The following is an 8,746-nucleotide window of genomic DNA, read 5'->3' as shown; positions in this document are numbered from 1 at the left end:
ATCCCCCAGGGCCGGGGGGGGGGGGGGGGGCCGGGGGCTCCCGCGCCCGCCGCGCCGAAGAATACGCATCGGCTGCATGGCACGCGGGTGAATCCTTAATGCTGCAACCATGAAAAAACCTGGCCGGTGCGAACCGGCCAGGTTTTTTCTAACGACTCTTGTGACCTTTAAGCCGGCACTGTCTCAGCCTGCTTCGCACGCGACCACACGCGATGCTGCTCAGCCGCCTTGATGAAGGCCTTTAGCACGTCGGCGGCCTGGTTGTCGTCGCCGGTTGCGACGCCGTCGGCATGGTCCGGCAAATGCGCGGCAGTCAGCACATCACGCCCCGCGCCGATCGCCGCGATCGCCTTCAGATGTTTGAACGCCTCGAGCACGAAATGCCGCGCGTCGCCCGATTGCGCCAGCGTCTTCGCGCCCTTGTCGCCGCCCACCACGATCACTGCGTCGAACATGATCGACGGCAAGCCGGCAATCGTGGCGTCCGGCGCCATGCCGTCGATCGCGGCAAGCGTCGGCGCGATCAGCATGGGCGCCGCGCCTTCGCCTTGCAGCGCCTGCTGCAGCTTCTTGATGGCTGCGCTATCGGAACCCGGCGCGGCCAGCAACGCGATCTTGCAGGTCTTGATGCCCGGCTGCACCCGGTTGAGCAAACTCAGCGCGGGCGATTCCTTGGGACCGGTCAGCTTCGCCGTGCCTTTCTTAGGCGCCGGCAAACCCAGACCTTCAGCCACCTGCGCGGCGAGCTTCGCGTCGAAGTTGGCGATAATCTCGTTCACCACGCGCGCTCGAATTTCCGGCTTCGTCACCTTGCCGAGTTCGAACTGATAGGCTGCGGCGATATGGTCTTTCTCCGGCTGGGACATGCTGTTGTAGAACAGCGCCGCCTGCGAAAAATGATCGGCGAACGATTCGCTGCGCACGCGGATCTTGGTGCCTTCCACGCGCTCCTGATAACTTTCGAAGCCGCCATCCGACGGCGCCGGATCGGTTTCCTTCGGCCAGCCGCCACTCACCGAATTCGGCTCGTACGAGGCCTGGCCGACGTTGATCACCTGGCGGTGCATCGCGTCGCGCTGATTGTTATTGAACGGGCACACCGGCCGGTTGATCGGAATCTCGTGGAAGTTCGGGCCGCCCAGCCGGCTGATCTGCGTATCCGTGTATGAGAACAAACGGCCTTGCAACAGCGGATCGTTCGAGAAGTCGATACCGGGCACGATGTGGCCCGGATGGAACGCCACCTGTTCGGTCTCGGCAAAGAAGTTGTCCGGATTGCGATTGAGCGTCATCTTGCCGATGATCTTGACCGGCACGATTTCTTCCGGAATCAGCTTGGTCGGATCGAGCAGATCGAAATCGAATTTGTGTTCGTCGGCTTCTTCAATTATCTGCACACCGAGTTCGAACTCGGGGAAATCGCCGCGTTCTATCGACTCCCACAGATCGCGCCGATGGAAATCCGGATCCTTGCCGGCCAGTTTCTGCGCTTCGTCCCACAGCAGCGAGTACGAACCCAGCACCGGGCGCCAGTGGAATTTGACGAAGCGTCCCTTGCCTTGCGCATTCACGAAACGGAACGTGTGAATGCCGAAGCCTTCCATGGTGCGCAGACTGCGCGGAATCGCGCGGTCCGACATGGTCCACAGCACCATATGCGCGGATTCGGGCACCAGCGAGACGAAGTCCCAGAAGGTGTCGTGCGCGGAGCCGCCGGTCGGCATTTCGTTCGGCGCTTCGGGTTTGACCGCATGCACGAAGTCGGGAAACTTGATGGCGTCCTGAATGAAGAACACCGGCATATTGTTGCCGACCAGATCGTAATTACCTTCCTGCGTATAGAACTTCACGGCAAAGCCGCGCACGTCGCGCACCGTGTCGGCGGAACCGCGCGGGCCCTGCACCGTGGAAAAGCGCACATAAACCGGCGTCTGTGCGGCGGGATCCTGCAGGAACGCGGCCTTGGTGTACTCCTTCATCGACTCGTACACCTGAAACACGCCGTGCGCCGCCGAGCCGCGCGCATGCACGATGCGCTCGGGTATGCGTTCGTGGTCGAAGTGCGTGATCTTTTCACGCATGATGAAGTCTTCGAGCAACGAGGGGCCGCGCGGACCCGCGCGCAGGCTGTTCTGATTGTCGGAGATCTTGACGCCCTGATTGGTTCTCAGCGCCTGGCCTTCAGGATTGACTCGAAACTGTTCGAGATCTTTCGATTTCGGATCCGCTTGCGGACTATTCGCCTGCGCGTCCTTCGCTGCGGGCTTCGGCGTATTCGTTTTACCTGCCATAAGAATCTGCTCCTTGCGTTCGGGGGCGTGCCGGTGGGGAAATCCGGTCTGACGCACCGAAACAAGGGAGCAAGCGTTGTACCCGCGCGGGCTCCATCACACTATATGATTGCCAATGAACCAGCCATGCGGGACGAACGATGCGGCGCGCCGCGATTGCGCGCCGCCGGCCATCTTATGCAAGCGCCGAAGCGCGCCATCAGAAACGGTAGTTGATCGAAATATCCGCTACGCCATTGGCTTTGCGGTGCGTGACAGGGCTATTGCCCGCGCTGCCCACCAGTTGCTCGAAGGCGCCGTCCGCGGTGGCGAACCAGTGCTTGTCGAACAGCCACACTGCGCTGATGCCGAAGCCCACCGATTTGAAGCCCGCGCTCGCGTGATACTGCGGGTACTTCGAATTCGCCGCCTGAGACTGATTCACGCCGAACCAGCTATTCATGTAAGTGGAGTCCGCGAGCGTCACGTTCGGACCGGCGAACCAGAAGAACTTCTTCGTGCTGCCCGGCATCGGCATATACGCGCCCAAATCGCCGATCCAACCATTCGAGCCGCCGAAATAGCGCCTGACGTCGGCACGCAGCACGAGCGGGAAATCCTTCGACACCACGTACTCACCGGACAGTTTGACGCCCGGCGCGGGGTTGATGTTGCCGAGACCGTCCAACTCCTGCGGGTCGTCGTGGCCGCGGCGTCCGAGGTCGTAGACAGCGGCGAGACTCGCGCGCCAGTTCTCCCCTTGTGCGAAGTTGACCCCGAAGCCCTCGCCGCTCGACAGGAAGAACAGATCCTTATAGCGCACGTCGACGCTCGGACCCGCCATCAGGTGATAACGGTTGGAGCCCTCGTAGCGCGGCTGGAACGACGTCGCCGCGCCGACGCGCACCTGCCAGTCCGGAATGTTCGGCTGCCACATCTTCTGCAGCGGAATGCCGACCGAATATTGCCATTCGCCCAGCGGCGAAGGCGTTTGGGCCGAGGCCGAGCCCGGTAGGACGGCGACGCCGCCGATGGTCACGGCGACCAGGGAAGTTGCCGCGATGCCTGTTTGTTTATTGCGGAGCTTGCCGCCCCGCTTTCTACGGCTGTTAAACACCAGAAGCCTCCGATCTCGCGTATCGCGAAGAGGGTTTATGTTCTCGCCCCGGGTCCGCAAGGGATAAAAAGCACCCGGGCGACTGCCGCATCGCTACTTACGGCATGTAATTTTTTCAGCGAACGCCACGCACCGCTCGACAAAAAAACGCGACCCGTACCGATCGGGAGCCCGTCAATTGGGCATTTGTCTGAACAGATCGGTACGAAAGATTTGCCGACGGACGCACTCGTGCAAAATGCGGGCCTAGTCGCTGGAGAGCGGACTCGATTGGCTGAAGAACAAGAGGCGAATGCGCCGCGCTGCCAGAACGACGACGAAACACAGGTATGCGGATGCGATGAAAAAAGACACGGCCGGCGTCGCATGTAGCGACGCCGCGCACATTCGCGGCCTACTGCGATGCTTCGACCAGCACCGGCTTGTCGCGATACAGATTCGGGAACAGGCGCTTCAGGTTGGCGACCTTCGGCATGTCGTTGATCGCGATATACGCGGAGTTCGGATGCAGCGTCAAATAGTTTTGGTGATACGACTCGGCCGGATAGAAGCCTTTGAACGGCTCCGTCTTCGTCACGATCGGCGCGGGGAAGGCGTGCGCCTTGTCGAGTTGCGCGATATAGCTTTGCGCGACGCGCCTCTGCGTGTCGTTCAGCGGAAACACCGCCGAGCGATATTGCGTGCCGCTGTCCGGCCCCTGGCGGTTCAACTGGGTCGGATCCTGAATCACGGAGAAATACACCTGCAGCAACTGGCCGTAAGTGACCTTGGTTGGATCGAACGTGACCTGCACCGATTCCGCGTGCCCCGTCTCGCCGCCGCTGACCGTTTCGTACTGCGCGGTGTCGCGCTGGCCGCCCGAATACCCCGAGACCGCCTTGGTAACGCCGCGCACGTGCTGGAACACGCCCTGCACGCCCCAGAAACAGCCGCCCGCAAACACCGCCGTTTCTTCGTGCGCGGTCGAAGCCGCGACCGGTTCGTCGAGCGCCGGCGGCGCGATCACGACGGCGGCCTCCGATGAGAACGCCATGCGCTGCGCCAGCAGCAGCGCGAGCGCACCGAATCCGACCGAGAGTGAAATCGCCGCCATGCGCGAGCGGGCCGGCCTGCCGTCAATGCGTTTGTCGAAGTTCATGAGGTCCATCCTGATTCGCTCAGTTCACGCGCCCGATGCGGGCGTAAATGTCATCGCCAGACCGTTCATGCAATAGCGCAGGCCGGTCGGCTTGGGGCCGTCGTCGAACACGTGGCCGAGATGGCCGCCGCAGCGCCGGCATAGCACTTCGTCGCGCGTCATGCCGAACGACTTGTCGGTATGCGTGATAACCGCATGGTCGAGCGGCTGCCAGAAACTCGGCCAGCCTGTGCCGCTGTCGAACTTGGTCTTCGACGAGAACAGCGGCAGTTTGCACCCGGCGCATGCAAAAGTACCCGCGCGGTGTTCGTCGTTCAACGCGCTGCTGAACGGGCGTTCCGTGCCCGCTTCGCGCAGCACGCGGTATTGCGCGTCGGTCAGCAGTTTGCGCCATTCGGCGTCGCTGTGCACGACCTCGTAGGCGACTGCCGCGCTGCCGTTTGCTGCCTGTGCCGCTTGTGCCGGCTGCGCCGCGCGCGCCGTGCGCCACATCGAGGCGCCGCCGGCCAGCGACATGGCGCCAATCAACCTGAAGAAAATCCGTCTGCTGCAAGCCATGATGATCGCTCCGGAAAGTCCGTACCGTTCACCCGTTCCGGCGCTGATCGCGCCGCCCGCGAGTGTTCCCGATGCTTGGTCGCACGAGAGCGGGATAAATGACAGCATGCGCGTCTTTTTACGTGACGGTGACAACCGCAGCGGCGATTACAGCGGAAATTTGGTGGTCGAGAGAATTTCCTTGAGCACCATGAATGAGCGGATTTGCCGGACGCCCGGCAGATAGAGCAGTTGCTCCGCGTGCAGGCGATTGAAGCTGTCGCTGTCGCGCGTGCGGATCGTCATGAAATAGTCGAATTCGCCGGTCACCACGTGGCACTCCATGCAGCCCGCCACCATTTGCGCCGCTTTCTCGAACTCGGCGAACGACTCCGGCGTGGAGCGATCCAGCACCACGCCGATGATCACCAGCATCCCGGCCCCCGCCGCCTTCGGGTCGATCAACGCGACGACCCCGCGGATCAGACCGGACTCCTTGAGCCGCTCCACGCGCCGCAAACACGCCGGCGCACTCAGCTTGACCTTCGCCGCGAGCGCGACGTTCGAAATCGACGCGTCGGTTTGCAACTGCCGCAGGATCGCGCGATCGATGCGGTCGAGCGCCTGCAGCGGATCGGCCGGGACGGCGGCAGCAGTTGTCACCGCTGTCGAAGGTCGACGAAATTTTGTTGCGTTCATGAGTTCCTACACGTTTCTTTCTTGATCTGATTACGGATTTTAATTTGTAAAAGTATGCCGAACCCAATTTTTTCGCAAGCTCATTTCCAGCGGATTTCCCTACCATCTGCTTAACGCGACCGGATGCCGTTCGCGTCCCACCTACCGACCACGGAGCTGCCATGAACCTGCAACGATTCCCTCGTTACCCGCTGACCTTTGGGCCGACGCCGATCCAGCCGCTCAAGCGCCTGAGCGACCACCTCGGCGGCAAGGTGCATCTGTATGCGAAGCGCGAAGACTGCAACAGCGGCTTTGCCTTCGGTGGCAACAAGACGCGCAAGCTCGAATACCTGATCCCCGAAGCGCTCGCGCAGGGCTGCGACACGCTGGTGTCGATCGGCGGGATCCAGTCGAACCAGACGCGCCAGGTGGCGGCCGTGGCGGCGCATCTGGGCATGAAGTGCGTACTCGTGCAGGAGAACTGGGTGAACTACTCGGACGCGGTCTACGACCGGGTCGGCAACATCCAGATGTCGCGCATTCTCGGCGCCGACGTGCGTCTCGTCGCCGACGGCTTCGACATCGGCTTTCGCAAGAGCTGGGAAGATGCGCTGGAAAGCGTGCGGGCCGCCGGTGGCAAGCCGTACGCGATTCCAGCCGGCTGCTCCGACCATCCGCTCGGCGGTCTCGGTTTCGTCGGCTTCGCGGAGGAGGTTCGCCAGCAGGAAGCGGAATTGGGCTTCAAGTTCGACTACATCGTGGTCTGTTCTGTGACCGGCAGCACGCAGGCCGGCATGGTGGTGGGTTTCGCCGATGACGGCCGCGCTGAGCGTGTGATCGGTATCGACGCTTCGGCGAAGCCGGCGCAAACGCGCGAGCAGATCACCCGCATCGCGAAGCAAACCGCGGAACAGGTCGGGCTGGGACGCGATATTACGAGTAAGGACGTGGTGCTCGACGAGCGCTTCGGCGGCCCGGAGTACGGCTTACCGAACGACGGCACGATGGAAGCGATCCGCCTATGCGCGCGTTTGGAGGGCGTATTGACCGACCCCGTCTACGAAGGCAAATCCATGCACGGCATGATCGAGATGGTGCGCAACGGCGAATTCCCCGAAGGTTCGCGCGTTCTGTATGCGCACCTCGGCGGCGTGCCGGCGTTGAACGGCTACAGCTTTATTTTCCGCAACGGCTAAACGAGGCGCTTCCTCAGGTGCTCCCTCAGGAATTCCACGAACGCCCGAATCGTGAGGGAGCTCTGCCTGTGCTGCGGATAAACCGCGTAGACGCTCGTGGCGGTAGGCAGGAATGCTTCGAGCACCGGCACGAGCTGACCGCTTTTGAGCGCGTCGGCAACGATAAAGTCAGGAAGCCGAACAATTCCCAGGCCCGCGACCGCCGCATCGCGCACCAGTTCGCCATTGTTGGCGCGCAACGGACCGTGGACCTCGACGCCCTTCGTCGCGCCATCGACGACAAACTCCCAGCTCACGGCGCCGCCGTGGCCATACAACAGGCACGCATGGCGCTCCAGGTCAGCGGGCACCTTAGGCGCGCCACGACGCCGCAAATAACCAGGACTGCAGCAGGCCACCATCCGGATATCCACGAGCTTCTGCCCGATCAGCGTGGAATCCGGCAAGGTGCCGATGCGGATCGCCATGTCGAAGCCCTCGCCGACCACGTCGACGGTGCGGTCGCTCAATTCCATCTCGAAGCGCACGTCGCCGTGCTCGCGCAGGAACATCGCCACCAGCGGCGACAGATGCGCCATGCCGAACGACATCGGCGCGCTCACGCGTAACAGCCCGCGCGGCCCGGCACGGCGCAGCGACATGGCCTGCTCGGCGTCTTCCACTTCGCCGAGAATGCGTTTGGCGCGCTCGTAGAACTCCTGCCCGAGGTCGGTCACGGCCAGCTTGCGCGTGTTGCGGATCAGCAATTGCACACCGAGCGTTTCCTCCAGCGCCATCACCCGGCGGCTGACGAACTGCTTCGACAGCGACAGCCGGTTGGCGGCCGCCGTGAAGTTATGCGCGTCGACCGTGGCCACGAAGATCCGCATGTCATCGAGTTGCATCGTATTGTCTACTCCACAGTGACAGTGTTTCCGGTTTGATGGCGATTATACCCATCCGGATTGACCTACACTCTCATTCATGGATCGCGGACAAACATCTGGCCGGATCGCACAACCCAAGGAGAAAAAAGATGCTTGAAATCAGACATGCCAATCAACGCGGCCGCGCGGAGCACGGCTGGCTCAGCTCGCGTCATACGTTTTCCTTCGCTAACTATCACGATCCGAAGCAGAATGGCTTTTCCGACCTGCTCGTGATCAACGACGACCGTGTCGCGCCGGCGCAAGGTTTCGGCAAGCATCCGCACCGCGACATGGAAATCTTTTCGTACGTGCTGGAAGGCGCGCTGGAGCACAAGGACACGATGGGCACCGGTTCGGTGATCGTGCCTGGCGACATCCAGTTGATGAGCGCGGGAACCGGCGTCGCGCACAGCGAGTACAACCATTCGAAGAGCGACCCGGTGCACTTCCTGCAAATCTGGATCGCGCCGGGGCAAAAGGGTACGGCGCCGCGTTATCAGCAGCGTCACTTCGGCGCGGACCATAAGCGCGGCGTATTGCGCCTCGTGATCTCGCCGGACGGCGCGGACGATTCGCTGGTGGTGCAGCAAGACGCGCGGGTCTATGCCGGTCTCTTCGACGGCGATGAAACGGCGCGGCTCGAACTGGCCAGCAATCGCTATGCGTATGTCCACGTCGCGCGCGGCAGCGTGAGCGTGAACGGCGTCGAGTTCAAGGAAGGCGACGGCGCGCGTGTGCGCGGCGAAGAAGCGTTGACCTTCACGCAAGGCCACGACGCGGAAGTCCTGGTGTTCGACTTGCGCGACATCGAAATGTCGGAGTTGTGGGCTTAAGCGGTTGAATGAGCTTAGTGCGGGCTCGCCGGAGAACATTCCGGCGAGCCGCCCTCTTCCTACCTT

The 8,746-nt window shown here is 62.3% G+C and carries 8 protein-coding genes; 2 read left to right on the top strand and 6 right to left on the bottom strand.

All coding sequences use genetic code 11. From position 1 onward, the window contains the following. Nucleotides 1–167: 167 nt before the first annotated feature. The 5 genes from katE to P0D73_RS36760 form a co-directional block, all read right to left on the bottom strand. Nucleotides 168–2,297, bottom strand: coding sequence for a catalase HPII (gene katE / locus P0D73_RS36780; RefSeq protein ID WP_408435075.1), 2,130 nt, complete (start codon nt 2,295–2,297; stop codon nt 168–170). A 193-nt stretch (nt 2,298–2,490) separates the two neighbouring features. Continuing rightward, entirely contained in the window at nt 2,491–3,387 is an 897-nt protein-coding gene (locus tag P0D73_RS36775; RefSeq protein WP_408291102.1) for a MipA/OmpV family protein, read from the bottom strand. A gap of 394 nt (nt 3,388–3,781) precedes the next feature. Further along, nucleotides 3,782–4,525: a peptide-methionine (S)-S-oxide reductase MsrA gene (msrA, locus tag P0D73_RS36770; protein ID WP_132377354.1), complete on the bottom strand. Its 744-nt coding sequence runs from the start codon at nt 4,523–4,525 to the stop codon at nt 3,782–3,784. A gap of 24 nt (nt 4,526–4,549) precedes the next feature. Then, nucleotides 4,550–5,083 carry a peptide-methionine (R)-S-oxide reductase MsrB gene (msrB, locus tag P0D73_RS36765; RefSeq protein WP_408180040.1) on the bottom strand — a complete coding sequence of 178 codons (534 nt, stop codon included), beginning with the start codon at nt 5,081–5,083 and terminating at the stop codon, nt 4,550–4,552. Between the two features lie 147 nt (nt 5,084–5,230). Continuing rightward, nucleotides 5,231–5,761 (bottom strand): Lrp/AsnC family transcriptional regulator, encoded by a 531-nt coding sequence (locus P0D73_RS36760; RefSeq protein WP_408180039.1) that lies wholly within the window; start codon nt 5,759–5,761, stop codon nt 5,231–5,233. A gap of 161 nt (nt 5,762–5,922) precedes the next feature. Here P0D73_RS36760 and P0D73_RS36755 point away from each other — a divergent pair, with 161 nt between their 5' ends. Further along, nucleotides 5,923–6,939, top strand: a complete 1,017-nt coding sequence (locus P0D73_RS36755; protein ID WP_408435068.1) for a 1-aminocyclopropane-1-carboxylate deaminase — start codon at nt 5,923–5,925, stop codon at nt 6,937–6,939. Here P0D73_RS36755 and P0D73_RS36750 read toward each other — a convergent pair. Continuing rightward, a complete protein-coding gene (locus P0D73_RS36750) occupies nt 6,936–7,823 on the bottom strand; it encodes a LysR family transcriptional regulator (protein ID WP_408180038.1) in 888 nt (295 codons plus the stop codon). The two genes, P0D73_RS36755 and P0D73_RS36750, sit on opposite strands and share 4 nt — an antisense overlap. A 131-nt stretch (nt 7,824–7,954) precedes the next feature. On the opposite strand from P0D73_RS36750, the gene P0D73_RS36745 reads away from it, so the two are divergent. After that, complete coding sequence (locus P0D73_RS36745; RefSeq protein WP_408435066.1) at nt 7,955–8,680, top strand: pirin family protein; 726 nt, start codon at nt 7,955–7,957, stop codon at nt 8,678–8,680. The last annotated feature ends 66 nt before the right edge of the window (nt 8,681–8,746 follow it).

It is taken from the genome of Paraburkholderia sp. RL18-101-BIB-B, from assembly GCF_046026985.1.
Lineage (GTDB): Bacteria > Pseudomonadota > Gammaproteobacteria > Burkholderiales > Burkholderiaceae > Paraburkholderia.
The sequence above is the reverse complement of the archived record's forward strand: the minus strand, read 5'-3'. Positions and strand labels throughout refer to the sequence as shown.

Coding starts and splice junctions, on each gene's coding strand:
- msrA (WP_132377354.1), bottom strand. CDS start 4,525: ATGAACTTCGACAAACGCATTGACGGCAGGCCGGCCCGCTCGCGCATG.
- msrB (WP_408180040.1), bottom strand. CDS start 5,083: ATGGCTTGCAGCAGACGGATTTTCTTCAGGTTGATTGGCGCCATGTCG.
- P0D73_RS36760 (WP_408180039.1), bottom strand. CDS start 5,761: ATGAACGCAACAAAATTTCGTCGACCTTCGACAGCGGTGACAACTGCT.
- P0D73_RS36755 (WP_408435068.1), top strand. CDS start 5,923: ATGAACCTGCAACGATTCCCTCGTTACCCGCTGACCTTTGGGCCGACG.
- P0D73_RS36750 (WP_408180038.1), bottom strand. CDS start 7,823: ATGCAACTCGATGACATGCGGATCTTCGTGGCCACGGTCGACGCGCAT.
- P0D73_RS36745 (WP_408435066.1), top strand. CDS start 7,955: ATGCTTGAAATCAGACATGCCAATCAACGCGGCCGCGCGGAGCACGGC.